This is a genomic window from Neisseria sp. HMSC075C10, from assembly GCF_001815615.1.
In the GTDB taxonomy this organism is placed as follows: Bacteria; Pseudomonadota; Gammaproteobacteria; order Burkholderiales; family Neisseriaceae; genus Neisseria; species Neisseria subflava_A.
On the sequence record NZ_KV821269.1, the window covers coordinates 20,753 to 46,602 of the forward strand.

General features: G+C 52.4%; 21 protein-coding genes, 2 tRNA genes and 1 riboswitch. Of the genes, 5 read left to right on the forward strand and 18 right to left on the reverse strand.

Features of this window, described 5'->3' with window-relative positions:
• The first annotated feature begins 89 nt into the window (after window positions 1-89).
• Entirely contained in the window at window positions 90-554 is a 465-nt protein-coding gene (locus tag HMPREF3047_RS08980) for a universal stress protein (RefSeq protein WP_003680896.1), read from the forward strand.
• A gap of 77 nt (window positions 555-631) precedes the next feature.
• Here the strand turns inward: HMPREF3047_RS08980 and hemL are convergent, their stop codons facing one another.
• Window positions 632-1,915, reverse strand: coding sequence for a glutamate-1-semialdehyde 2,1-aminomutase (hemL, locus tag HMPREF3047_RS08985; protein ID WP_070713517.1), 1,284 nt, complete (start codon window positions 1,913-1,915; stop codon window positions 632-634).
• A gap of 198 nt (window positions 1,916-2,113) precedes the next feature.
• Here hemL and HMPREF3047_RS08990 point away from each other — a divergent pair, with 198 nt between their 5' ends.
• From HMPREF3047_RS08990 to HMPREF3047_RS09000, 3 genes are all read left to right on the forward strand, one after another.
• Complete coding sequence (locus HMPREF3047_RS08990) at window positions 2,114-2,509, forward strand: hypothetical protein (RefSeq protein ID WP_004519559.1); 396 nt, start codon at window positions 2,114-2,116, stop codon at window positions 2,507-2,509.
• Between the two features lie 71 nt (window positions 2,510-2,580).
• The gene (gene miaB, locus HMPREF3047_RS08995; protein WP_049333914.1) at window positions 2,581-3,903 is read left to right on the forward strand and encodes a tRNA (N6-isopentenyl adenosine(37)-C2)-methylthiotransferase MiaB; all 1,323 of its coding nucleotides are present in this window, start codon (window positions 2,581-2,583) and stop codon (window positions 3,901-3,903) included.
• Window positions 3,904-4,129: 226 nt separating this feature from the next.
• Window positions 4,130-5,440 (forward strand): NCS2 family permease, encoded by a 1,311-nt coding sequence (locus tag HMPREF3047_RS09000; RefSeq protein WP_070713519.1) that lies wholly within the window; start codon window positions 4,130-4,132, stop codon window positions 5,438-5,440.
• Between the two features lie 83 nt (window positions 5,441-5,523).
• On the opposite strand, the gene HMPREF3047_RS09005 is transcribed toward HMPREF3047_RS09000, so the two are convergent.
• The 15 genes from HMPREF3047_RS09005 to gcvT form a co-directional block, all read right to left on the reverse strand.
• Window positions 5,524-6,081: a hypothetical protein gene (locus HMPREF3047_RS09005; RefSeq protein ID WP_070713883.1), complete on the reverse strand. Its 558-nt coding sequence runs from the start codon at window positions 6,079-6,081 to the stop codon at window positions 5,524-5,526.
• Between the two features lie 393 nt (window positions 6,082-6,474).
• Window positions 6,475-6,549 (reverse strand) — tRNA-Glu (locus tag HMPREF3047_RS09010).
• Between the two features lie 12 nt (window positions 6,550-6,561).
• Window positions 6,562-6,638 (reverse strand) — tRNA-Arg (locus HMPREF3047_RS09015).
• Window positions 6,639-6,770: 132 nt separating this feature from the next.
• Window positions 6,771-8,129, reverse strand: a complete 1,359-nt coding sequence (locus tag HMPREF3047_RS09020) for a deoxyguanosinetriphosphate triphosphohydrolase (RefSeq protein ID WP_070713522.1) — start codon at window positions 8,127-8,129, stop codon at window positions 6,771-6,773.
• A 56-nt stretch (window positions 8,130-8,185) separates the two neighbouring features.
• Window positions 8,186-9,445 carry a transcription termination factor Rho gene (rho, locus tag HMPREF3047_RS09025; protein ID WP_003748836.1) on the reverse strand — a complete coding sequence of 420 codons (1,260 nt, stop codon included), beginning with the start codon at window positions 9,443-9,445 and terminating at the stop codon, window positions 8,186-8,188.
• Window positions 9,446-9,689: 244 nt separating this feature from the next.
• Entirely contained in the window at window positions 9,690-10,592 is a 903-nt protein-coding gene (locus HMPREF3047_RS09030) for a DMT family transporter (RefSeq protein ID WP_070713526.1), read from the reverse strand.
• A gap of 82 nt (window positions 10,593-10,674) precedes the next feature.
• Entirely contained in the window at window positions 10,675-12,363 is a 1,689-nt protein-coding gene (locus HMPREF3047_RS09035; RefSeq protein WP_070713528.1) for a glutamine--tRNA ligase/YqeY domain fusion protein, read from the reverse strand.
• Window positions 12,364-12,468: 105 nt separating this feature from the next.
• Window positions 12,469-13,248, reverse strand: coding sequence for a DeoR/GlpR family DNA-binding transcription regulator (locus tag HMPREF3047_RS09040; protein ID WP_004519551.1), 780 nt, complete (start codon window positions 13,246-13,248; stop codon window positions 12,469-12,471).
• 72 nt (window positions 13,249-13,320) lie between these two features.
• Window positions 13,321-14,034 (reverse strand): GntR family transcriptional regulator, encoded by a 714-nt coding sequence (locus tag HMPREF3047_RS09045; protein WP_049348122.1) that lies wholly within the window; start codon window positions 14,032-14,034, stop codon window positions 13,321-13,323.
• Between the two features lie 259 nt (window positions 14,035-14,293).
• Window positions 14,294-14,713 (reverse strand): OsmC family protein, encoded by a 420-nt coding sequence (locus HMPREF3047_RS09050; RefSeq protein WP_003679886.1) that lies wholly within the window; start codon window positions 14,711-14,713, stop codon window positions 14,294-14,296.
• A 111-nt stretch (window positions 14,714-14,824) separates the two neighbouring features.
• The gene (thiD, locus tag HMPREF3047_RS09055; RefSeq protein ID WP_070584798.1) at window positions 14,825-15,634 is read right to left on the reverse strand and encodes a bifunctional hydroxymethylpyrimidine kinase/phosphomethylpyrimidine kinase; all 810 of its coding nucleotides are present in this window, start codon (window positions 15,632-15,634) and stop codon (window positions 14,825-14,827) included.
• Between the two features lie 224 nt (window positions 15,635-15,858).
• Window positions 15,859-18,711 carry an aminomethyl-transferring glycine dehydrogenase gene (gene gcvP / locus HMPREF3047_RS09060; protein WP_070713530.1) on the reverse strand — a complete coding sequence of 951 codons (2,853 nt, stop codon included), beginning with the start codon at window positions 18,709-18,711 and terminating at the stop codon, window positions 15,859-15,861.
• Between the two features lie 55 nt (window positions 18,712-18,766).
• Window positions 18,767-19,318, reverse strand: a complete 552-nt coding sequence (locus HMPREF3047_RS09065; protein WP_070713533.1) for a DNA-3-methyladenine glycosylase I — start codon at window positions 19,316-19,318, stop codon at window positions 18,767-18,769.
• Window positions 19,319-19,425: 107 nt separating this feature from the next.
• Window positions 19,426-19,824, reverse strand: a complete 399-nt coding sequence (gene gcvH / locus HMPREF3047_RS09070) for a glycine cleavage system protein GcvH (RefSeq protein ID WP_070713536.1) — start codon at window positions 19,822-19,824, stop codon at window positions 19,426-19,428.
• Between the two features lie 133 nt (window positions 19,825-19,957).
• A complete protein-coding gene (gene gcvT, locus HMPREF3047_RS09075; protein WP_070713541.1) occupies window positions 19,958-21,058 on the reverse strand; it encodes a glycine cleavage system aminomethyltransferase GcvT in 1,101 nt (366 codons plus the stop codon).
• Between the two features lie 210 nt (window positions 21,059-21,268).
• Window positions 21,269-21,366: riboswitch (glycine riboswitch) on the reverse strand.
• A 206-nt stretch (window positions 21,367-21,572) separates the two neighbouring features.
• Here gcvT and ubiB point away from each other — a divergent pair.
• Window positions 21,573-23,084 (forward strand): ubiquinone biosynthesis regulatory protein kinase UbiB, encoded by a 1,512-nt coding sequence (gene ubiB, locus HMPREF3047_RS09080; RefSeq protein WP_070713545.1) that lies wholly within the window; start codon window positions 21,573-21,575, stop codon window positions 23,082-23,084.
• A gap of 74 nt (window positions 23,085-23,158) precedes the next feature.
• Here the strand turns inward: ubiB and HMPREF3047_RS09085 are convergent, their stop codons facing one another.
• Window positions 23,159-24,529 carry a chloride channel protein gene (locus HMPREF3047_RS09085; protein WP_070713547.1) on the reverse strand — a complete coding sequence of 457 codons (1,371 nt, stop codon included), beginning with the start codon at window positions 24,527-24,529 and terminating at the stop codon, window positions 23,159-23,161.
• A gap of 77 nt (window positions 24,530-24,606) precedes the next feature.
• Window positions 24,607-25,827, reverse strand: a complete 1,221-nt coding sequence (gene argJ, locus HMPREF3047_RS09090) for a bifunctional glutamate N-acetyltransferase/amino-acid acetyltransferase ArgJ (protein WP_070713552.1) — start codon at window positions 25,825-25,827, stop codon at window positions 24,607-24,609.
• Window positions 25,828-25,850: the final 23 nt, after the last annotated feature.

Below are 25,850 nucleotides of genomic sequence, written 5' to 3' on the forward strand. Positions count from 1 at the left end.
GAAAGAGTTTATAATCGTTTCACATTCAGACAAGTTCTGATTTCATATTAAACGAAAGTGCCGCTACTCGGCGCAAAAGGAGAATAAATATGTACAAACATCTAGTTGTAGCCGTTGACGGTAGCGAGACCTCCCTCAATGCATTGAAACACGCCGCCGAACTGGCAAGCCTCAACAAAGCCCAACTGACTTTGGTTCACGTTGCCAACCCTGCCGAATACATGGCTTTGGCTCCTGAATTCCTGCAACACGAAAGCTACGAAGCCGCCGCAGTGGCTCAAGGCAACGAAGTTTTGGATTTCGCAGAAAAAACAGCGCGCGAAAGCGGCGTTGAAAATATCGTGAAACACCTGTTGGTTGCCAACAAAGGCGCGCGCGAAATGGCGCAAGACTTGGTTGACTACGCCGACAATAACGGCGCAGACCTGCTGGTACTCGGCACACACGGCCGCACCGGCCTGATGCACCTGCTGATGGGCAGCTTCGCCGAGACCGTAATGCGTCAAAGCCACCTGCCTCTACTGATTATCCGCAGCAAAGCCGAAGAAGCATAATCAAGCATTGATTTAAAATAGCGAAAGGCCGTCTGAATATTTTTCAGACGGCCTTTTTTCACATGACAGCTTTAACTTTATTTCGCCATTTCTTTGAACACTTCGTGTGCCGCAGCAATGGTTTCGTCAATCAGCTCGGGCGTATGCGCGGCGGAAACAAAGCCGGCTTCATAAGCTGACGGGCCGAATGCGACATTGCGGTCGAGCATACCATGGAAGAAATGTTTGAAACCTTCAATATTGGAACGCGCCATGTCGGCATAGTTTTGCGGCGTATGGTTGGCAAAATACAGACCGAACATGCCGCCCACGCTGTCTGCCGTAAATTCAACGCCGTGCGCTTTGGCCGCGTCGGCCATACCGTTGGCGAGGCGTTGGGTCAAGGCAGTCAGGTTTTCATAGAAGCCTTCGCGCTGAATGATTTCCAGCGTTTTCAAACCGGCCGCAACCGCAATCGGATTGCCGGACAAGGTGCCTGCCTGATACACGCCGCCCAACGGGGAAATACATTCCATAATGTCTTTACGGCCGCCGAACGCCGCCAAAGGCATGCCACCGCCGATTACTTTGCCCATGGTGGTCAAATCGGGTTTGATGCCGTGCAAAGATTGCGCGCCGCCCAGCGCCACGCGGAAGCCAGTCATCACTTCGTCGTAAATCAATACGGCACCGTGTTTTTCGGTCAATTCGCGCAAGGCTTTAACAAAGGCTTCAGACGGCCTAACCAGATTCATATTGCCGACAAATGGCTCCAAAATCACACAGGCAATGTCATTGCCGCTTTGTGTAAAGGCTTCTTCCAGTTGGGCGATATTGTTGTATTCGAGTACCAAGGTGTGTTTGGTAAAGTCGGCAGGTACACCGGCGGAAGAAGGATTGCCAAACGTCAGCAGACCGCTGCCTGCTTTAACCAACAGGCTGTCAGAATGGCCGTGGTAGCAGCCTTCAAACTTGATGATTTTGTCACGGCCGGTAAAACCGCGTGCCAGACGGATAGCGGTCATCGTCGCTTCCGTACCGGAGCTGACAAGGCGCAGCTGCTCGACCGACGGCATGATTTTGGCGATTTCTTCGGCAATGACAATTTCGCCTTCAGTCGGCGCACCAAACGACAAACCGCCCAATGCCGCTTCGCGCACGGCTTCAATGACTTCAGGGTGGGCATGGCCGACAATCGCAGGGCCCCAAGAGCCGACATAGTCGGTATAACGCGTGCCGTTTTCGTCCCAAACATACGCGCCTTCTGCCTTTTTGATAAAGCGTGGCACACCGCCGACGCTGCCGAATGCGCGCACAGGAGAGTTCACGCCGCCGGGAATAATGGCTTTGGCGCGGTTGAACAAGCTTTCATTACGGTTCATGGTCAATTCTTTCGTAAGAGGTCATCTGAAAATCAAATCGGTGCCATTTTAACACCAAATCCTTTTCAGACGGCCCAAGCTTCAAAATAAGAATCGGGCGCAAAATCAAAATTATTCTTTAAAAACAAACACTCTATCCACATTTTTCCTGCTTGTGCTATAATCCGCGACCTATTGAAACAATAAAAGAAAAGCATCATGTTACGCGGATTCATACTCAGCCTCGCCCTTTTGGCGTCCTCCCTCGTCCATGCACAACGCAGCCTGCCCGACGATATGGACGTGGCCGTTTTAAAGACTGTCGATCTGCCTTATCTGAAAGTCAGCAAAGGCGGTTTTTCTTGGACGCGCCTGCTGACCTTGGGCATTGTGGACGGCAATGCGGCCAAACTGCAAATCACGCGCTTTACCAAAATCCACGATGAAAACGACCGTTTTATCCCCATGGGCCGCCTGCTGAATCAAACCGGCAAAGCCGTCGCGTTCAAATACAACGAAGAAAGCCGCCTCGTCCGCGAAATCTGGATTCTGACCGATGCCGAGGCCGACAGGTTTGCCGCACACGCCAAAGCGCAAAAACAGGCGGAAGAATAACTTTCAGACGGCCCGGGTATTCAAAGGCCGTCTGAACCCTTTTACAACAAGCAAGTCAATCAAAACAAACCATGAAAAAAGTATTTATCCGCACCTTCGGGTGCCAAATGAACGAGTACGACAGCGAAAAAATGCTGTCCGTCCTCGCCGAAGAACACGGCGGCATCGAGCAGGTTACCCAACCTGACGACGCCGACATCATCTTGTTCAACACCTGCTCCGTGCGTGAAAAAGCACAAGAGAAAGTCTTCTCCGACTTAGGCCGCGTACGTCCGCTCAAAGAGAAAAACCCAAACGTAATCATCGGTGTTGCCGGCTGCGTTGCCTCTCAAGAAGGTGAAAACATCGTCAAACGCGCTCCGTATGTGGACGTGGTTTTCGGTCCGCAAACACTACACCGCCTGCCCAAACTCATCGTCGATAAAGAAACCACCGGCCTGTCTCAAATCGACATTTCCTTCCCCGAAATCGAGAAATTCGACCACCTGCCGCCTGCGCGCGTAGAAGGTGGTTCGGCATTCATTTCCATTATGGAAGGCTGTTCCAAATACTGCTCTTACTGCGTCGTCCCTTACACCCGCGGCGAAGAATTCTCCCGCCCGCTCAACGACGTATTGACCGAGATTGCCGGTTTGGCACAACAAGGCGTTAAAGAAATCAACCTCTTAGGCCAAAACGTCAATGCCTATCGCGGCGAAATGGAAAACGGCGAAATCTGCGACTTTGCCACCTTATTACGCATCGTCCACGAAATCCCGGGCATCGAACGCCTGCGCTTTACCACCAGCCATCCGCGCGAATTTACCGATGCGATTATCGAGTGCTACCGCGACCTGCCCAAGCTGGTTTCCCACCTGCACCTGCCGATTCAAAGCGGTTCCGACCGCGTATTGAGCGCAATGAAACGCGGTTACACCGCCTTGGAATACAAATCCATCATCCGCAAGCTGCGCGCCATCCGTCCTGATTTGTGCCTCAGCTCCGACTTTATCGTCGGCTTCCCGGGCGAGACCGAGCGTGAGTTCGAGCAAACCTTGAAACTGGTCAAAGACATCGCCTTCGACTTGAGCTTCGTCTTTATTTACAGTCCGCGCCCCGGTACGCCTGCCGCCAACCTGCACGACGACACGCCGCACGAAGAAAAAGTGCGCCGCCTCGAAGCTTTGAACGAAGTCATCGAAGCCGAAACCGCACGCATCAACCAAACCATGATCGGCACGGTTCAACGCTGCTTGGTCGAAGGCATTTCCAAAAAAGACCCTGACCAACTGCAAGCCCGTACCGCCAACAACCGCGTGGTCAACTTTACCGGCACACCCGACATGATCAACCAAATGATCGATTTGGAAATCACCGAAGCCTACACCTTCTCCCTGAAAGGCAAACCGGTATAAGCACACACAAACAAAGGCCGTCTGAAACTGTTCAGACGGCCTTTATCTTGGTTCGGCCCGGCATTATCTGATTCATGTATTTTTATTACCCGAACAAAAGTCTTTTCAGTATAATACCGCCCGAAAATTCCCTTATCTGTTGAGAAGTTAAGGCCAAAATCCGGGCTTCCGGCAGTTAAACCCGCTGATTCCGTCCTTGAACGGCTTTCCCAAAGGAATATCTCGAATGAGTTCTTCAAATCAAAGCGTTTTGGAAAGATTATTCAACCTCAACGCCAATCAGACCAACGTCCGCACGGAAATTATGGCCGGTGTGACAACCTTCCTCGCCATGTGCTACATCATCATCGTTAATCCCCTGATTTTGGGCGAAACCGGCATGGATATGGGCGCAGTATTTGTGGCTACCTGTATCGCCTCCGCCATCGGCTGTTTCGTGATGGGCTTTGTCGGCAACTACCCGATCGCCCTCGCGCCGGGCATGGGTTTGAACGCCTACTTTACCTTTGCCGTCGTCAAAGGCATGGGCGTGGACTGGCGTGTGGCTTTGGGTGCCGTTTTCATCTCCGGCATCATTTTTATCCTGTTCAGCTTCTTTAAAGTGCGTGAAATGCTGGTCAACGCCCTGCCTATGGGCTTGAAAATGTCGATTGCCGCAGGTATCGGCCTCTTCTTGGCATTGATTGCACTCAAAGGCGCGGGCGTGATTGTGGCCAATCCTGCCACATTGGTCGGCTTGGGCGACATCCACCAACCTACCGCCCTGCTGGCGATGGCAGGCTTTGTCATGGTGGTTGCACTCGGCCATTTCCGCGTTAAAGGCTCCATCATCATTACCATTCTGACGCTGACCGCCGTCTCCACCATCTTGGGCTTGAGCGAGTTCAAAGGCGTGGTCGGCGAAGTTCCGAGCATTGCGCCAACCTTCATGCAGATGGACTTCAAAGGCTTGTTCACCGTCAGCATGGTCAGCGTGATTTTTGTATTCTTCCTGGTTGACCTGTTTGACTCTACCGGCACATTGGTCGGCGTTTCGCACCGCGCAGGCCTGTTGCAAGAGGGCAAATTGCCGCGTTTGAAACGCGCCCTGCTTGCTGACTCAACCGCCATTATCGCAGGCGCCGCCCTGGGTACTTCTTCTACCACCCCTTACGTTGAAAGCGCGGCAGGTGTTTCTGCCGGCGGCCGCACCGGCCTGACTGCCGTTACCGTCGGCGTCCTGATGCTGGCCTGCCTGATTTTCTCGCCGCTGGTTCAAAGCATTCCAGCATTCGCTACCGCTCCCGCCCTGCTCTATGTTGGCGCGCAAATGTTGCGCAGCGCGCGCGAAATCGATTGGGACGACATGACCGAAGCCGCACCGGCATTCCTGACCATCGTCTTCATGCCGTTTACCTACTCGATTGCCGACGGTATTGCGTTTGGCTTTATCAGCTACGCACTCATCAAACTCTTGTGCAACCGCACCCAAGACGTACCGCCTATGGTATGGATTGTCGCCGTATTGTGGGCATTGAAATTCTGGTTCTTAGGTTAAACCATTCAAACGAACAGGCCGTCTGAAAACTTTTCAGACGGCCTGTTTTATTTTACCCAGCGTTTAAAGCTGTCGGTAAAAAATTATTTTTTTGCTTTTTTAGCGGCTGGTTTAGCAGCAGCTTTCGCGCCTTTGTCCAATGCGCAGAAGCGGGTAACGATTTGATCAACCACTTCTTGTTTGCCGTTTACTTCGGTAGTACCGCGGATAGTCAGCATGTTGCCGTCAACTTTGTCTACGTTGGCTGCAGTGGCAGCTTCAGCAACCCAAGCAACATTACCGCCCCAGAATGCGTTTACATCTTTGCTGCTGTCAGTGATACGGAACAGGTTTTCAGTTAGTTGACCTTTGTATTTTACTTGTGCAGCAACAACTTCGTTGCCTTTGAAGCCGTACATTACGCTCAAAGGCTCTTTGCCGTCTTTACCGCATTTGTAGTGAACTTCTTTTTTACCGTCGATAGAGTCTACTTTCAAAGTATTAGGCACTGGAGCTTGAGCTTGTTGAGCCTGAGCTTGAGTTTGCTGTTGCGCAGTAGGCGCAGCTTTAGCTTCAGGTTTGGCTTTAGAACCGCTGCTGCATGCAGTCAGGGCAACAGCCGCCAAAACGGCAGGAACGATTAACTTAACATTCATATTCATAATTGACTCCCAAATGGTTTCAATAAAAAACCGGCAAACGCCGGCTGACATTTACACATTAACAGAGATATTCCGTCTTGTCTTTATCTCAGACGGCATTTTTTAAGAAAAGTTTAAATGTATATTTTTATCTTCTAAAATCAATAAATTATAAATATGAAATCATGTAAATTCAGGTTTGGGAATTTTTAAGATGAATACTGTTGTCAATAAATCGGGGGGCGGCAATGGTAAAATGAGATTGAAAAGCGCATTTAGACGACAAAAGTCTGAGCAATTTATTTTATACACTTCTGTCTCTTGAGTTGCCGTGAGTTTCAGACAGCCTTAGAACACAAATAAGAAATGCAATAAAAAAACGCAATCTAAAACAGATTGCGTTTTTTTGAAAACTGGCACGCCCACGGGGAATCGAACCCCGGTTACCGCCGTGAAAGGGCGATGTCCTAACCGCTAGACGATGGGCGCGGATAAATCTTGTGGCGCACCCGGAGCGATTCGAACGCCCGACCCTCTGGTTCGTAGCCAGATACTCTATCCAACTGAGCTACGGGTGCATCATCATCACTTCGCTAGTGCGTTGTGAATCAAGAAGACCGAATAATATAGGCTTTCCTAAAACCTGTCTACCCTTTTCACGGATATTTTTTATATTTTTATTTAACTATTTGAAATTAAATAATATAAAATTAACGTAAAATCCCTACTCCTGACAAATCCTGCGCCATTTTGGCGGCGGAATTATCGGTCATGCCGCCGACAAAATCCAAAATCTTCATATAGGCCTGATACAGACTGTCTTCAGGAAGAATCGGATTGTGCTTTTTCAATAATTCCAACACCAAAGACTGGCGTGTTGCCAGCTGTTTTTCAGCAATCAGGGCATAAGCGGCAGGGACGAGTAAATCCAAGATGGAGCCTAAACATGGGAACGTGGCGATCTCGGTCAAGAGCTTGGTGTGATGGCGGAAAATCCGTGTTTGCGCCAATTCTTTCGCTTTTGCCAAAGTGTTTTGCACTTGCGGGCTACACAGAGCAAGCAAGTCTTTGCCTTTGAATGTTCCATCCAACAAGTCAGACTGATGCAGCATAAAGGTTTGCGCGACATCATCAATTGCCTTGCCGATCGCAATGCCGCGCAACATGGCGCAACGCTGACGACTGGAGCTGGCGTGCCACGCGCTTTCGGCAAAGGTCAGCTCGGACAAAATACTTTCTACTTCCGTATCCGTGAGCAAATCCAATTCGACGGCATCTTCCAAGTCCAGCAAGGCATAGCAAATATCGTCGGCGGCCTCCATCAAATAAGACAAAGGATGACGCGCCCAGCTGTCTGCTCCTGCGGAAACCAGCCCCAATTCGTCGGCAACTTGACGGATAAACGGCAACTCGGTTTGATAAATATTGAATTTTTTTCTGCCGTTCGGATGTTGCGTTGTCCACGGATACTTCAGTAATGCGCCGATGGCTGCAGCAGTCAGGCGCATTCCGCCCGCCTCGGGATACATTTCAAGGCTGGCGACGATACGCAGGCTATGCGCATTGCCTTCATAGGTTTGAATGTCGTTGCGTTCCGCTTCGTTTAATGTGTTCAGATAAATTTGATGTTCAGGCCGTCTAAACCAATCGCGCAAAGCATCTTCGCCGGTATGGCCAAACGGCGGATTGCCCAAATCATGTGCCAAACAGGCAACCTGCACCACAGCACCAATATCGCTGGGCGTATTGCCCTGCGGCAGAAAACCGCCGTTGTGCAACATCACGCCCACGCGGTTGCCCAAGCTCCTGCCCACGCTGGCAACTTCAACGCTGTGCGTCAAGCGGTTGTGCGTTAAGTCGTGCTGCGCCAACGGATGCACCTGTGTTTTACGGCCAAGGCGGCGGAAGGCTCCGGAAAAAACAACCCGGTCGTAGTCGATGTGAAAATCCGTACGCAAGGCATCTGCACCTTCCTGAGTCGAAGGGGTAACGGTCGGCACGATTTCGCCGTTTTTGGTACGGAAGCGTTGGGTGGACAATAAGTTTTGCCAATTCATTCGGATGGTCATAAAGATTCCTCAAGCAAAGTAAAGGCCGTCTGAAACATGTTCAGACGGCCTTATGCTTATTTACCGCGCATCAATTCAAAGAAATCGTCATTGTTTTTAGAGTCTTTGAGTTTGCCCACCAAAAACTCGGTCGCTTCGATTTCGTCCATAGGATGCAGGAATTTGCGCAAGAGCCACATACGTTGCAACTGATCGTTCGGCACCAGCAATTCTTCGCGGCGCGTACCGGATTTATTGATGCTGATAGCCGGGAACAGGCGTTTTTCTGCCATTCGGCGGTCAAGGTGCAATTCCATATTGCCCGTACCTTTGAACTCTTCGTAAATCACGTCGTCCATGCGGCTGCCGGTTTCAACAAGCGCCGTCGCAATAATAGTGAGCGAACCGCCCTCTTCCACATTACGCGCCGCACCGAAAAAGCGTTTCGGACGGTGCAAGGCGTTAGCATCGACACCGCCGGTCAGAATTTTGCCCGAAGTCGGCACAACGGTATTGTAGGCGCGCGCCAAACGGGTAATCGAATCCAACAGAATCACCACATCTTTTTTATGTTCGACCATGCGTTTGGCTTTTTCAATCACCATCTCGGCCACTTGTACATGGCGTTGCGCAGGCTCGTCAAACGTAGAGGAAACGACTTCGCCGCGTACAGAACGGCTCATTTCGGTCACTTCTTCCGGACGCTCGTCAATCAACAGGACAATCAGCTCGACATCGGGATAATTGGCGGTAATGGCATGGGCAATGTTTTGCAACATTACGGTTTTACCGGTTTTAGGCGGCGCCACCAACAATGCACGTTGGCCTTTACCGATTGGGGAAACCAAGTCGATGGCGCGGCCGGTCAGATTCTCTTCGGCTTTGATGTCTCGCTCAAGCTTGAATTGTTCGGTTGGGAATAAAGGCGTAAGGTTTTCAAAGAGGATTTTGTGTTTGCAGACTTCGGGCGGATCGCCGTTGATGGTATCGAGGCGGACAAGCGCGAAATAGCGCTCGTTGTCTTTAGGTACGCGCACACTGCCTTCGATGGTGTCACCGGTATGCAGATTGAAGCGGCGGATTTGCGTGGGCGAAACATAAATATCGTCAGGACCGGCAAGGTAAGAAGTATCTGCGCTGCGCAGGAAACCGAAGCCGTCGGGCAGGATTTCGAGTGTGCCGGAACAGGTAAAGCTGACATTTTGCTTCATCATCTGGCGGACGATGGCAAAAACGAGGTCTTGTTTGCGGAAACGGTTGGCGTTTTCAATGCCATGTTCTTCTGCCATTTCCAAGAGTTTGGAAATGTGGAGGGTTTGGAGTTCTGAAACGTGCATAGTATTGATATATTTTGAATGGTATCAGAGAGATGGCACAAAGGCCGTCTGAAAGTATGAAATCGTGCCGCAGGATACGGTAGATTTTTGAGAAAGTTGAATTTTAGGCAGTTGGAGGCAGGGTGTCAAATTTTTAAATCGAACGCTGAGCCGAGACCATAATCTTACCATACAATAAGATTATGGCCGGCAACAGCTTGGCAATCGCAACCCTATCGCCAAAAATCCGAGTATTTACCCAACTTCAGACGGCCCTCTGCCCGTACCGCATCAGCGTCATGCCGCCGACCGCTGCCGCACAACCCGCAACCAGCGAAATATGCAGCGGTTCGCCCAAAAACCACGCCGAAGACAGCACACCGAAAATCGGCACAAGCGTAATATACGCCGCCGCGCTGCCTGCACCCAAAGTCTTTACGCCTTCGAAATACCACGCATAGGCCAATACCGTCGCACCGATGACCAGCCACGCCAAGGCTGTCCAACCGCGCCCATCCATTGCCGCTATCGCCTCAAACGGCATTCCGTCCGTCCACAACGCCACCACCGACAACATCAACGCACCAATGAACGAAGTTGCCGTCGTTACCGTCAGCGCATCTATGCCGCGTAAAACCGCACGTCCAATTAAGGTATAAGCCGCCCAACAGACCACGCAGCCGAAAATCAGCCACTCCCCCGCCTTGATGCCGCCCGATAATACCGTCAACGGCTGCCCTTGCGTTACCACCATAATGGCACCGCCGACCGCCAGCAGCATACCCGCCAAAATCTTCGCATTTAAACGCTCGCCGAAAAACCAAGTTGCCAACAGCAACGTTAACACGGGGTTCACCGCCACGACCACCGCCGCCTTACCCGCCGGCATAGTCTGCAAACCCAGCATAAAAAACACCGCATAGCCGCACACCCCGACGGAAGCGGCCACCGTCAAACCCAGCCATTGCCGTGCCGACAAAGCCGCCAAAGTCGCAAACCTGCTGCGCGCAAACAACCAGCCCAACAACAAAATCGAAGCCAAGACAAACCGAACCGCCCCGCCCGTCAACGGCGGCAGCGACTGCCCCAGCATCCGCCCCATCGGCCAGGACGCACCCCACAACACCGCCATTCCCAGCAGTTTCAAATGTACAGAATAACGTTCCATCTCATCCCTTTATCGACAAAGGCCGTCTGAAAACCGGATTTCACGTTTTCAGACGGCCTTCAATTTAACGACTGCAAACAGATTACTTAGGCTGCCAAGAATCTTTCAGCGTAACCGTGCGGTTAAACACCGGCATATCTTTGCTGTGGTCTTTGCGGTCGGTCACAAAATAGCCGATGCGTTCAAACTGCCAACGGCTCTCCGCCGGCAAATCTTTTGCGACAGGTTCGGCGTAGGCGGTGATTTCCTTGATGGATTCTGGATTGAGGAAATCGGTAAACGGCAGATAGTTGCCGTCTTCGCCGCGCACGGCATCGGGACGCTCGACGGTAAAGAGGCGGTCGTACAGGCGGACTTTAATTTCGGCTGCGTGTTCGGCAGACACCCAGTGAATCACGCCTTTAACTTTGCGGCCTTCGGGATTTTTGCCCAAGGTATCGTGGTCGATACTGCATTTGAGTTCAACCACATTGCCCGCTGCGTCTTTTACTACTTCATCGCATTTGATGACATAGCCATGGCGCAAACGCACTTCGCCGCCGGGAATCAGGCGTTTGAAGCCTTTAGGCGGATTTTCGGCAAAGTCGTCGGCTTCGATGTAAATGGTTTGTGAAATAGGTACTTCGCGATCGCCCATTTCCTCGTGGTTCGGATGGAATGCGGCACGGCGGCTTTGGGTTTTACCGGCTTCAAAGTTGGTCAGGGTCACTTTGAGCGGGTTCAAAACCGCCATCATGCGTGGCGCAGAGTTTTCCAACTCTTCACGAATCGCACCTTCCAACACGCTCATGTCAACGATGTTTTCAGATTTGGAAATACCGGCGCGTTTGGCAAACAGGCGCAAGCCTTCGGGCGTGTAGCCGCGGCGGCGCATACCGGAAATGGTCGGCATACGCGGATCATCCCAACCGGCAACGTGGCCGTCTGAAACCAGTTGGTTCAGCTTGCGTTTGGACGTGATGGAATACAGAAGCTCCAAACGGGAAAATTCGTATTGGCGTGGACGTGTGGCGTGCGGCGCAGGAATGTTGTCCAACACCCAGTCGTACAACGGACGGTGTGCTTCAAATTCGAGTGTACACAAGGAATGCGTGATGCCCTCGATAGCATCGGAAATGCAGTGCGTGTAGTCGTACATCGGGTAGATGCACCATTTGTCACCGGTGTTGTGGTGATGGGCGCGGCGGATGCGGTAGATGACGGGGTCGCGCATATTGATGTTGCCGGATGCCATGTCGATTTTCAGGCGCAGGGTTTTGCTGCCGTCGGGGAACTCGCCGTTTTTCATGCGTGTAAACAGGTCGAGATTCTCTTCGACGCTGCGGTCGCGGTAAGGGCTGTTTTTGCCTGCTTCGGTCAGCGTACCGCGGTATTCGCGCATTTCTTCGGGCGTCAAATCATCGACATAGGCCTTGCCGTCTTTGATTAAACCGACGGCGTAATCGTAAAGCTGGTCAAAATAATTGGAAGCAAAACGCGGTTCGCCCGCCCAATGAAAACCGAGCCACTCAACGTCTTCTTTGATGGCGTTGACGTATTCGTCGTTTTCTTTTTCGGGGTTGGTGTCATCGAAACGCAGGTTGCACAAGCCGTCATAAATATACGCCAAACCGAAGTTCAAGCAGATGGATTTGGCGTGGCCGATGTGCAGGTAGCCGTTCGGCTCGGGTGGGAAACGGGTTTGGATGGCTGTATGTTTACCGCTTTTGAGGTCTTCTTCGATAATGGTGCGGATAAAGTGGTTGTCCGCGAATTGGTCTTTATTCAACATAATATTTCTTTGATGGAAAGATGATTTTCTGTTTTCAGACGGCCTGGGCATTCAATCAGGCCGTCTGAAAGGAATGGAATGATGGCTCAATTGTACCCGACTTGGCTACTTTGATACAGGGTCGGCAACCTGCCACGCCACGCCGCGCTCGTTTAGGGTTTTCTGCATGGCGGCGGATGGTGTGCGGTCGGTAAATAGCTTATCGAATGCGCCGATATCGCCCAGTCTGACCAGGGCATTGCTGTTGAACTTGCTGTGGTCGACGCCGAGATAGCGCACGCGGGCATTGTTCACCATCGCCTGCATCACGCTGACTTCCTTGTAATCGTCATCCAAAAGCGAGCCGTCGTTTTCTATGCCGTGGGTACTCATGATGGCATAGTCGACTTTGAATTGGTTGATGAAATCGACGGTCGCCACACCCGTAATACCGCCGTCCAACGGACGGACCACACCGGAAGCGATGATGACCGTGTAGTCGGTACGCGCCGCAGTGATGGAGGCGGCGTAGATGTTGTTGGTGATAATCCGCAGGTTTTTACGCTGTCTGACCAACTCGGCGGCGACGGCTTCCATGGTGGTGCCGATGCTGATAAAGAGCGAGGCATTGTCGGGAATGGTGGAAGCAATCAGCCGGGCAATGGCGTTTTTTTCCTGCTGCTGATGGTTGCGCCGCTCCTGCCCTGCCGTTACGACTGAAACGTCGCCCAAAGACGCGCCGCCGTGATAGCGTTTGAGCTGTCCGGTTTCGCTCAATTCCTGCACATCGCGGCGTATGGTTTGCGGCGTCACATCCAAATTCGCCGCCAGCTCTTCCACCGTCATAAAGTTATGTTCGCGGACAAGGGTGAGGATATGTTCGTGTCTTTGGATTTTGGGTTTCATGGCGTTTTACTTTGCAGGGATAAACCAATGGCCGTCTGAATATTTCAGACGGCCTTTTTATTGTCAAACCGATTACATTTCGAGTTTCTGTTCCAAGCGTTCGATGCACGCGCTCAAGTGGCGGCGCATGACTTTGGTCACACGGTTGCGCTTGCCGGCCACCAATAAATCGAGGATTTCGCGGTGTTCATGGTGCGAATTGGAATTGATGGTGCGCTTTTCTTTGCGAAGCGGATCGGAAACGGCCACAATCAGTGAAGAACGCGCGCACAAGGTATTCATGATTTCAAACAGGACGTCGTTGTCCAGCAGCCGCGCCAATTCGACATGGAAGGCATTGGACAGGCGGTTCCAACCCACGCGGTCGCCGCTTTCGGAGGCTGCGGCCTCTTGCTCAATCATGGCGTAAAGCGGTTGCAGGCGCGTTTCCAAATCAGGCATATCGATGAGGACGCTCAAAATCATGCTTTCCATTTCGATACGCGTGTTGAACACGTCTTTCATTTCTTTCAAGTCCGGCACATGGACAAATGCGCCGCGGTTGGGCTGCAAATCGACGATTTTATCGTGCGCCAAAAGCGATAATGCGCCACGCACGGTATTGCGCGAGCAAACCATTTGCCGGCACAGCTCGGACTCGGTCAATTTTTTGCCCGGCAGCAGCAGATGGTCGGTAATCCCGTCCAAAATCAATGCGTACACGCGGAAGAGTTCGGAATCGTGACGCTCTTCCAAAATAAGCGATGAAGTTGCAGGCGCAACGTTGGTATTATTTTCGTAATCCATAATGTTTCCCCAGTATCCGTATTAAGGCACAAGCGTTTACAAACCTGCAGCTTTCGGGGGTGTTTAAAATATAATTAAAAATTGTTGACAATGTTAAACGAAACTTGCACAATGAGGTCAACAAGCCAAGTTATAAAGGCTGATAGAGAGAGAGAAAAAGGAATAAAAAGCAAGCAGATATATTCATGTTAATGCGTGAATATATCTGCTTTTTTTGTGGGCAGCCGTTTCACGCTCCGACACCCCCCCTGAAACCGCCCTATTCTGTTTCGACGATCTCGAAGCTGTGGCTCATTTTTGCCGCTTTGCCCAGCATAATCGATGCGGAGCAATATTTTTCGGCAGACATCTGTACAGCGCGTTCAATCGCGCTTTCTTGCAAATCCCGACCATACACTTTGAAATGGATATGGATTTCGGTAAACACGCGCGGCGCGGTGTCGGCGCGTTTGGCAGTCACTTCGGCACGGCAGTCGGTGATTTTTTGGCGTTGTTTCTCGGCAATCATCACTACATCGATGCTAGAACAGCCTGCTACACCCAACAACAGCATTTCCATCGGGCTGGGGCCGCGTTTGACTTCGCCTTCAGCCGCCGCGCCTTCCATCACAACGCTGTGTCCGTTTGCCGTTGTTCCGACGAAGCACATTCCGTCTATCCATTTTGAAGTAACTTGCATGGTGTCTTTTTTATCCGTAAAAGCATTAATCCGATATTGTAAACAATTTCAAGTGATAAACCTAGTCAGGCCATCTGAAAAATACAATCAATTACAATTGGTCTGAACGCATTATTCGTCCCGATACGCCCAGTGGTTGACCGGTCCGTGCCCTGCCCCGATGCCCAAAGGATGGGAAATGGCGGCGGTAATATAGTTTTTTGCCGTTTGAACCGCCTCGGGCACGCTAAACCCTTTTGCCAACTCGGCAGTAATGCAGGCAGAAAACGTGCAGCCCGTGCCATGCGTATGCGGCGTCGGGAAACGTTTGCTGTTCAGCTCGATGGTTTCGTATGGCGTAAACAGCCAGTCGGTGCAATATTCGCTTTGACTGTCGGCAAGATGGCCGCCTTTAATCACCACATTTTTCACGCCCCAATCCTGAAGAATTTTGGCGGCGCGTTCCGCATCTTGGCGGTTTTCAATATTGATACCCGTCAAAGCCTGCGCTTCGGGCAGATTGGGGGTCAATACGTCCGTATGTGGCAGCAGCAGGCGCTTCATGGCTTCGACGGCTGAATTTTCCAACAACGGCGCACCGCCTTTGGCAATCATGACCGGATCCAACACGCGTTTGCCGAAGTCGCATTCGGCGGTTTGTTCCACCACGCATTCGATGATTTCCGCCGTACCCAGCATGCCGATTTTATAGGCGCGGATTTGGAAATCTTCCTGAATCGCGGCAATTTGTGCGGCAATCATGTCGGTCGGTATCGGATGCACTGCCGATACGCCCAAAGTATTTTGTGCGGTAACCGCGGTCAGTACGCTGGTACCGAACACGCCGCGCATCTGAAATGTCTTCAAATCCGCCTGTATACCCGCGCCGCCGCCGGAATCTGAGCCGGCAATCGTCAGCGTTTGAATAAAAAGTTCGTCCATCATATCCTCCTGTTTTCAGACGGCCTTTTGCTTATCGTTATGGGAAGCTGTTTTGGTTTTCTCCGCAAACAAAGGCATGCGCCGTTTATCTTTCCGAAAGTCTTATTTGTTGTTTTACCCAAAACAAACGTACGTTCTCGGGCGGAATATCTTAACAAACAAAAGGCCATCTGAAAACTATTTTCATTTTCAGACGGCCTGTTCAATTTTAAACCTATTCAGGCTTATTCTTCGTATGCGTCAATCGGCAAGCAGGAGCAAACCAGATTGCGGTCGCCATACACTTCATCTACCCGTTTAACGCTCGGCCAGAATTTGTGTTCGCGGACGAACGGCAATGGGAAGACGGCTTCTTCGCGGGAGTACGGATGCGCCCATTCGCCGGTTACGTCGGATGCGGTATGCGGAGCGTTCACCAGCGGATTATCCTCTTTCGGCCATTCGCCGCGCTCGACTTTCAGCACTTCCTGTTTAATTTGTTTCAGGGCGGCGATGAAGCGGTCGAGTTCGGCTTTGCTTTCGCTCTCAGTCGGTTCGATCATCAGCGTGCCGGCAACAGGGAAGGAAACCGTCGGCGCGTGGAAGCCGTAGTCCATCAGGCGTTTGGCGATGTCGGTTTCAGTGATGCCGCTTTCGGCTTTGAGTGGACGCAAATCAACGATACATTCGTGCGCGACGCGGCCGTTTTTGCCTGTATACAGAATCGGATAGTCTTCGCTCAGACGTTTGGCAACGTAGTTGGCATTGAGCAATGCCCAGCGTGTTGCCTGTTCCATGCCTTGTTTGCCCATCATGGTCAGGTACATCCAAGTAATCGGCAGGATGGACGCAGAACCGAAGGCCGCAGCAGCAACGGCGGTTTGGTCGGCACTGGCGCTGTGGGTGTCGGTCAAAGCGTGTCCCGGTGCAAACGGGGCAAGGTGGGCTTTCAAACCGATAGGGCCGACGCCCGGACCGCCGCCGCCGTGAGGGATACAGAAGGTTTTGTGCAGGTTCATGTGCAACACGTCCGCGCCGACTTCGGCAGGCTGCATGATGCCGATTTGGGCGTTGAGGTTGGCGCCGTCCATGTAAACCTGTCCGCCGTTTTCATGGATGATGCGGCAGATGTCGCGGATGCCTTCTTCGTACACGCCGTGGGTGGACGGGTAAGTAATCATGATGGCGGACAAAGCGTCGCGGTATTGCTCGGCTTTGGCTTTCAAATCGTCGATGTTGACGTTGCCGTGTTCGTCGGTATCGACAACGACGACTTTCAAACCCAGCATAGCGGCAGTCGCAGGGTTGGTGCCGTGGGCGGATTTAGGAATCAGGCAGATGTTGCGGTGTCCCTCGCCGTTGGCTTCTTGATAGCGGCGGATGGACAGCATGCCGCTGTATTCGCCCTGCGCGCCGGAGTTGGGCTGGAAGGAAATCGCGTCAAAGCCGGTGATGGCTTTCAGGCTGTTTTCCATATCGGCGAGCAATTCGCGGTAGCCGGCGGTTTGCGCTTCGGGAGCGTAAGGGTGGATATCGGAGAACTCAGCCCAAGTAATCGGCAACATTTCCGCAGTCGCATTGAGTTTCATGGTGCAGCTACCGAGAGAAATCATGCTGCGGTTCATCGCCAAGTCGCGGTCTTCGAGTTTTTTCAGATAGCGCAGCATTTCGTGTTCGGTGTGGTAACTGTTGAACACAGGATGTTGCAGAATGTCGTCTTGACGCAGCAATTCGGCGTTCAGACGGCCTTTGACATCATCGGCAAATGTGAACGTATCCTTGCCGGTAAACGCGCGGTACAAATCGACCAAATCTTCGTATGCCGACGTTTCATGGAATGCAGCCGCAACTTGAGTATCGTTGACGCGGCGCAAGTTGTAACCCGATTCCAAAGCAGCGGCAAACACTTGGTCTGCTTTCTCTTTGCTGCCAAAATCAACGGTAACGGTATCGAAGAAGACTTTGTGAACCACATTCAGGCCGTCTGAAACCAGCGCATCGGCAAAGGCAGAAGCCAGCGCATGAATGCGGTTGGCAATACGTTTCACGCCTTCAGGGCCGTGGTAAACGGCATACATACCGGCCAAGTTCGCCAGCAATGCTTGTGCCGTACAAATATTGGATGTCGCTTTTTCGCGGCGGATGTGTTGCTCGCGGGTGGACAAAGCCATGCGCAAGGCAGGTTTGCCCGATGCGTCTTTGGATACGCCGATGATACGGCCCGGGGCAGAACGTTTGAACTCGTCTTTAAACGCGAAATAAGCAGCGTGCGGACCACCGAAGCCCATCGGCACACCGAAGCGTTGGGTATTGCCCAAGGCAATATCCGCACCCAACTCGGCAGGAGATTTCAGCAAAACCAAGCTCATGATATCAGCGGCAACGGCCACGATCGTGCCTTTTGCTTTCAGACGGCCGATAACGTCCTGCAAGTCTTGCACGTCGCCGTCTTTACCGACGTATTGGAACAGCGCGCCGAAGTATTCGCCATCGTCGGCTTGGGCAAAATCACCGACCACCAGTTCAAAGCCGAAATATTTGGCGCGGGTTTTCATCACGTCCAAAGTTTGCGGATACACGCGCGCATCCACAAAGAAACGCTCGGATTTCACTTTGCCCACGCGGTGCGCCATCGCCATCGCTTCGGCCGCGGCAGTTGCCTCGTCCAACAAAGACGCGCCTGCCACAGGGAAACCGGTCAAATCGATACACACTTGTTGGAAGTTTAACAACGCTTCCAAACGACCCTGCGCGATTTCCGCCTGATATGGGGTGTAGGCGGTATACCAGCCTGGATTTTCCAACACGTTGCGCAAAATCACATTCGGCACGCGGGTCGGGTAATAGCCCAAACCGATATAGGACTTGTTGATCACGTTTTTCGACGCAATGCCTTTCAATTTCGCCAACGCGTCCGCCTCGGTCAAAGCCTCGGGCAAATCGAGTTCGGACGGCATACAGATGCTTTGCGGCACGGTATTGCCGACAAAATCGTCCATGCTCTTCTCGCCGAGCGCTTCCAAAAGCGCAGCCTCGTCGCCAAAGCTCAAATGGCGCGCGGCAAATTCGTTCGGGTTGAACAATTCAGATAGTTTCATTTCTACTCCTTCGGTGTTATCGATATCAACACTGTTTTTTCTTGCAGATGTTGTTTCAGACGGCCTCCGCCCATTTTGGACGACATGCCAATATTTCCCTATAAACCGGACAGGTTTCCACATGCGCGCCGGGCAGGTAGCCTGTACTCATCAGAAATTCGCCGACGATTTCGCCGCCGACAAATTTGAAATGTTTTTTAAACAGCTTCACCCATTCAGCCTTGTCGAGCGGATGGTTCGCATCCAGCCAGTTTTTGAATGAGCCGTATTCTTGCTGTATTTGTTTGATTTGTCGCGCGTTATAGATGGCTGCGTTGATTTTCAGGCGGTTGCGGACGATGCCTGCATCGGCAAGCAACCGCTCAATTTCGGCTTCGTCAAATGCGGCGACCGTATCGATGTCGAAACCTTTAAATGCCGTCTGAAATGCCCGTTGCTTCTTCAGCATCAGCGTCCAGCTCAATCCTGCCTGATTGATTTCCAACACCAGCCGCTCAAACAATTCATTGTCGTCCTCAATCGGAAAACCGTATTGCGTGTCGTGATAATGTTTGTTGGGGTTGTCCGTATCGTCGGGAAGCGTGGCGACAAATTCGCAGTAATTCATGTTTGCTGAGGAAAAATTGAAACAAAGGCCGTCTGAAAGCATTTTTCAGACGACCTAAGACCTGCAATATCAAACAGGCGCAAAACCTGTTTGGATGTTTGCAAAAATCAAGCTACTTCGCCTGCGTATTGTTCGGCAGTCAGCAGACCGTCGTAATCGGCAGGGTTGGCAGGTTCGATTTTGAAGAACCAGCCTGCGCCGTAAGGGTCGCTGTTGGCAGTTTCCGGAGCGCTTGGCAAATCTTCGTTGACGGCAACGATTTCACCTGCAATCGGCGCGTATACGTCAGATGCGGCTTTTACAGACTCAACCACACCGGCTTGCTCTTCGGCGGCAAGGTTTGCGCCGACTTCTGGCAGCTCGACAAACACGATGTCGCCCAACAGCTCTTGCGCGTGATGGGTAATGCCGACGGTGATGGTACCGTCTTCTTCAAGGCGCAGCCATTCGTGGCTGGCAACGTATTTCAGTTCTGCTGGGATGTTGCTCATGGTTTGATACTCCATTGATAGGGGGTTATTTTCAGACGGCATCTTCATAGATGCCTTGTTCAATGCTTTCTACAAACGTCCGTACCGGACGACAATTAAAACCTGCTTTCAGAAGGCCCTTAACAAATAAAGGCCGTCTGAACCGATATTAATCAAACTGTTTTTGACCGTTGCGGACGAACGGCAGCTTCAGTACGCGTACGTCCACTTCTTTGCCGCGCATCAGCACTTTGGCGGTATCGCCGTCAAAATCTTTCGGTACACGTGCGATGGCGATGGATTGTTTCAGGCTTGGAGAGAATACGCCGCTGGTGGTTTCACCTTGGCCTTTGTCGGTCAACACTTCCATATGCGCACGCAGGATGCCGCCTTTGTCGAGCAGCAAACCGACCTGTTTCACGGCAACGCCTTTTTCTTTCAATGCCAGCAAGGCGGCTTTGCCGACGAAATCGCGGCTTTCGTCTTTCAAATCAACGGTCCAACCCATGCCTGCTTCGAGCGGGCTGGTATTGTCATCCATATCGTTGCCGTAGAGGTTCATACCGGCTTCCATGCGCAGGGTGTCGCGTGCGCCGAGACCGCAAGGCTGTACGCCTGCTGCTTGCAGGGCTTTGAAGAATGCGCCTGCTTCAGTACCCGGCAAAATCACTTCGACACCGTCTTCGCCGGTGTAGCCTGTACGGGCGACAAACCAGTCGTTGCCCAAGTCTGCACCTTGGAACGGTTTGAGGCCGTGAATCACGTCCGCCCATTCAGGTTTGACGGTCAGGAGTTTTTCGATGGCTTTCGGGCCTTGTACGGCAAGCATGCCGAGGTCGTAGCGCGGATTGAAGGCAACGCCGAACTCTTGTCCGACTTTGTGGAATTGCGCCGTATCTTTTTCGCGGGTCGCGCCGTTGGACACGATGCGGTATTGGGTTTCGGCTTCATTGGTGCGGTAAACGATCAAGTCGTCAATCACGCCGCCGTTGTCGTTGAGCAAAGCAGAATAAAGGGCTTTGCCGACAAAAGCGAGTTTGGCGACATCGTTGGCAATCAATTTGCGGAAAAAGGCTTTGGCATTTGCGCCTGCTACGTCGGTAACGAGCATATGGGATACGTCAAACATACCGGCGTCGGTGCGCACGGCTTCGTGTTCGGCGATTTGTGAACCATAATGGATGGGCAGCTCCCAGCCGGCAAAATCTACCAGCTTCGCGCCTGCATCTTGATGGGCTTGATGAAATGGGGTGGTTTTCAGAGCAGTCATTCTCAAGTTTCTCCGGATTTTTTGTTCAGATGCCGCCCGCGCACCTGTGCGCGGATGACCCTATCTGTCCTTGGACCTGAGATTTTCGGCCGTATCCGCATGACGGCAAACCAGTCTGCTCACTGCTTTGCGCGGTTGTCTGAATGGTGGTTCAGACGGCCTTCTCCCCTTCGGTGGACGTTATTCTAACGCCGCTCTCCAGATTGTTTGTTTCAATGTGCAGTCCCTGATACCTGAGCGATTTAAGGGTGTCTGCGCCTTCGGTGGTTACATTGTAGTTGGGTGTAACACTCTCCTGCACATTTCCCGATTATGTCTTGAATCGGCGGTTTGGGCAAGTAGCCGATGAATATTTATGATGTGAATATCCGTCTTTTTATTGGAGCGGCAAAACTTGAGCCTTTATCAAATTGTTAGCTATGCGGCAAATGTTTTTGCAAAAGTCTCAGGCCGTCTGAAGCCCTTACCCGTTTTTCCTATATAATTCTGTTTTTTCGATTTATCTGCGTCCATCATGAACCGCCTCAAACGCATCAAAACCATCCTCTGCACGCTCTACCGCTACCGCCTCGCCGAGCTGATTGCCTCGCTGGTCCGTCCGGGTTGGGCACGGACTTTCCTCAATATGCTGCCGCAGTCATCCAAGTTCAAACACGATACGCCTGCCGTGCGCCTGCGTTTGGCTTTGGAAAGCCTGGGGCCGATTTTCATCAAATTCGGACAGGTATTGTCCACGCGCCCCGATTTGATTCCGCATGATTACGCGGTCGAACTGGCAAGGCTGCAAGACAAAGTGCCACCGTTTGACGCACAGCTTTCACGCTCGCAAATCGAAAAATCGCTGGGCCAATCCATCGACACTTTATACGCGGAATTTGAAACCGAGCCCGTCGCCAGCGCGTCCATCGCCCAGGTACACAAAGCCCGCCTGCATTCGGGCGAACAGGTCGCAGTGAAAGTCTTGCGCCCCAACCTTTTGCCCGTTATCGAACAGGATTTGTCGCTGATGCGCTTTGGCGCAGGCTGGGTGGAGCGTTTGTTTTCAGACGGCAAGCGTTTGAAGCCGCGCGAAGTGGTGGCCGAATTCGACAAATACCTGCACGACGAATTGGACTTGATGCGCGAAGCTGCCAATGCCAGCCAGCTCGGTCGCAATTTCCAAAACAGCGATATGCTGATTGTGCCGAAGGTATTTTACGACTACTGCACCAGCGACGTACTGACCATCGAATGGATGGACGGCACGCCGGTATCCGATATCGCCAAACTCAAAGCCGACGGCATCGATTTGCACAAACTTGCCGATTACGGCGTGGAAATCTTCTTCACGCAAGTTTTCCGCGACGGCTTTTTCCATGCGGATATGCACCCCGGCAACATTCTGGTCGCCGCCGACAACCGCTACATCGCCCTCGATTTCGGCATTGTCGGCACGCTGACCGATTACGACAAACGCTATCTCGCCATCAACTTCCTCGCCTTTTTCAACCGCGATTACCACCGCGTCGCCACCGCCCACATCGAATCAGGTTGGGTACCTGCCGACACGCGCGCGGAAGAGTTGGAAGCCGCCGTTCGAGCCGTGTGCGAGCCTGTGTTCAACAAACCGATTTCGCAAATTTCTTTCGGCTTGGTGCTGATGCGCCTGTTTGAAGTCAGCCGCCGCTTCAATGTCGAAATCCAGCCGCAACTTGTGTTGCTGCAAAAAACGCTGCTCAACATCGAAGGCTTGGGACGCCAGCTTGATCCCGATTTGGACTTGTGGAAAACCGCCAAACCGTTTTTGGTGCGCTGGATGAACGAACAGGTCGGCCCCAAAGCACTTTGGCGCAACCTCAAAAACGAAGCCCCCGACTGGGCGCAAATCATCCCTTCCCTGCCGCGCAAAATCAATGCGCTGGTTGATGAAAACCGCCAGCAGGAAATGCGCGATGCCTATGTGCACTTGGTCAAAGTGCAACAACGCCAAAGCCTGTGGCTGGGTATGATTGCAATTGTTTTGCTGCTGATTTTGCTATTTAAATAAACTGTAATACAGCTTTAAACGACATAATAAAGGCCGTCTGAAATCGATTTTCAGACGGCCTTTTATATACCAACCTATTCTTTTTTTTCGTGCTGAACATGTCCGCTTTCGGCTTCGATATGCCGTCTGAAGCGCAAACCTGCGGCATGATAAAACGGATGCGGCGAGAATTGGCGCGAGACTTGCGAAGCGAAGATGCACGTCAGCAACATCCAAAACAGCAAATTCTGTCCGCCCGTCATTTCCATTACCACCACGGCGGCGGTTAACGGCGATTGGGTCGCGGCGGCAAGGAATGCGGCCATGCAGAGCAAAACCGCGACATTAGATGCGTCGCCCAGTTGCGCAAAAGAAGCCATGTGTTCGCCTATCATCGCGCCGATGGTTAACGACGGCGTGAAGATGCCGCCGGGAATGCCTGCCCAGTAGCTGAACACGGTTGCCGCCCATTTTGCGGCGGCTAAGCCGAACGGCGCTTCATACGCGCCTTTGAGTGCGGCTGCGGCTTCGTGATAGCCCGTGCCATAGGTTTTGCCTTGATAAAACGTACCGAGCAGCGCCAGCAAAATGCCCATTACAAAGGCGACCACCAACAAATGACGGCGGATGAAACTGCGCCAGCGCACCGGTGCGAATGCCGCCGCACCGCGATACAAAAAGCTGCCGAACAATCCGCCTGCCACGCCGCAGACGATGCCCGACACTGCGGCCCACATCAGCATGTTTGGCAGCTCGTGTCCTTGAAACCCTGAAAAATACGGGTTGTTGCCCTGTATCGCCACTTGAATGAAACCGGCCGCCAACACGCCCATCAAGATTTGGCGTTCCCAACGCAAAATCACGCCGCGCCCCAATTCTTCGATGGCAAACACCACGCCGGCCAAAGGCGCGTTAAACGCCGCTGCCAAACCGCCGGCCGCGCCTGCGGCAATCAAATCGTTTTCCTGCATGCCCCTAAACGCCAGCCCGTGCTTTTTACACCACGCGCCCCAAGCGTTCATGACCGCCGCGCCTACTTGTACAGACGGCCCTTCCCTGCCGATCGACGCACCCAAAATCATGCCCAAAAACGTCAGCGGAATCTTAAAAAAGGTTTCGCCCAGACGAATCAGACGGGTTTTCTGCGCGCCATACGGCAAAGACAACGAAGCGATGACCTGCGGAATACCGCTGCCGGAAGTGTACGGCGCAAATTTGCGCGTAAACCACGCCAAAAGCGGCAAGCCCAGCGGCAAAGCCACCCATGCGAACCACGGATATTTGCCCGCCAGTAAAGCATTCCATTCCAAAGCCAAATCCGCCAAACGCGCAAACAGCAAAGCCGTCAGGGCAACCAGTGCCGAGCCTGCCAGCAAAAACAGAAAGGCAATGCTCTTTTTGGACAGGCGTTTGGTTTGGCGGATTTTGTGGGCGAGGCGCGCCGCCCAAGTCTGTGGAAATTTCATAATAGGCACACAGCAAATATGTTCAGACGGCCTTGATGCTTTTCTCAAAGGCCGTCTGAATACAAGGATAAAGGTTTTTAAGAACGGTAATCCGCGTTAATCGACACATATTCGTGCGACAAATCGCAGGTATAAACAACCGCCTCCGTATCGCCGCGTTGCAAATCGATGCGGACGGTGATTTCCGGACGGTTCATCACGGCTTGCCCTGCCTCTTCGGTATAGCTTTCCGCACGGCCGCCGTTTTCGGCCACCAACACGTCATCCAGCCACATTTTCAAAGCATCGACATCCAAGTCTTCAATACCGGCATAGCCGACGGCGGCCAACAGACGGCCCAAGTTCGGGTCGGAGGCAAAGAACGCGGTTTTCACCAAAGGTGAATGGGCAACGGCATAAGCCACCTTGCGCGCCTCTTCACGGGTTTTCGCGTTTTGCACTTCAATCGTGATGAACTTGGTCGCACCCTCGCCATCACGGACAATCGCCTGCGCCAATTCCAAAGCCAGCGAACCGAGCAAGGCTTTGAGCTGCGCATAGCGCGGATCGGCGGTATTGTCGATTTCGCTCTGACCGCAACGGCCTGTCGCCATAATGACGAAACTGTCGTTGGTGCTGGTATCGCCGTCCACGGTAATCGTATTGAAACTTTCGTCTGCGATTTCTTGCGTCATCAGCTGCAAAATCGGCTGGGACACTTTGGCATCGGTGGCAATAAACGACAACATGGTCGCCATGTTCGGATGAATCATGCCCGAACCTTTGGCGATGCCGGTGGCGCGGACTGTGTGTTTTTCGCCGACCAGGCCTGTGCGTGAAGCGGCTTTAGGCACAGTGTCCGTCGTCATGATGGCACGCGCCGCGTCCGACCAGAATGCAGGGCGCACTTGCGGCAAAGCGGCCACGATTTTATCCACAGGCAGCGGCTCCAAAATCACGCCGGTCGAAAACGGCATCACCTGATTGGATTGGCAGCCGACCTGTTCCGCCACGGCCGCGCACACCTTAATCGCTTCCAGACGGCCTTGTGCGCCGGTACCTGCATTGGCATTGCCCGTATTGACGACTAAGGCACACACGCCGTCTTGGTCAAACAGGTGCGATTTGGCGATATGCACCGGCGCGGCGCAGAAACGGTTTTGCGTAAACACCGCGCCCACCGTATGTCCGCCGCCCAACACCATCAGCGTCAAATCGTCGCGGTTTTGCTGCTTGATGCCGGCACGACCCGTAAACAGACGAATGCCGTCGATTTCCAACAATTCGTCTGCACGTTTTTCAGTCAAATTTACAGCCATATCATTTTCTCCTGTTTTACACT